At 63.8% G+C, this 525-nt stretch carries 1 protein-coding gene; it reads left to right on the top strand.

Translation table 11 applies throughout. The annotated features are described in order from the left end of the window. Positions 1–2 precede the first annotated feature (2 nt). Positions 3–525, top strand: a 523-nt coding sequence (locus INT12_RS31030) for a PAAR domain-containing protein (protein WP_319017482.1), incomplete at its 3' end; no start/stop codon positions are given.

A 525-nucleotide genomic window follows, 5' to 3' on the forward strand; every position in this document is an offset into this window, starting at 1 on the left:
AAGTGATCAGTGGCCTGGAGCGCACCAGCTTCAACGGCCAAATGATCGCCAGGGAGGGTGACCGGGTCGCTTGTCCGGCATGCGGCACTGAAGGCGTCATCGCGCTCGTTGGGCCTCACCTGCACGAAGACTGGGGCGGCAAACAAGCGGCGCTAGAGGGCGATCTCTGTCTGTGCAAATGCGACCCGCCACCGGAGCTGATCGCCTGCCAGCGCTTCAAGTGTCAGGTGTTCGAAACACAACCCCAGCGTGCCGCCTTCACTTGGACCGGACCAAACACCCCCAACCCGCCCGTTTCCAACTTATCCACCCCCGGCGTAATGAATCGTGCCGCTGATGCGTGTGTGTTCGCCAAGTCATGCGTTTCGGTGCCGGTCGGTTCCACGGCGGCAGGAACCAGCCCTGAACACGCGACAAACTTTGGCACCACGGCCGTCATGGCTTCGACCGGCACTGCGGGCGCTGTCGGGAGGGTCGCCGGAACACTCGGCAGCGACCTTGGCGCCTGGGCCATACGAGGACTGG

Origin of the sequence: Pseudomonas sp. K8, from assembly GCF_014889455.1 — a bacterium.
GTDB lineage: Bacteria > Pseudomonadota > Gammaproteobacteria > Pseudomonadales > Pseudomonadaceae > Aquipseudomonas > Aquipseudomonas veronii.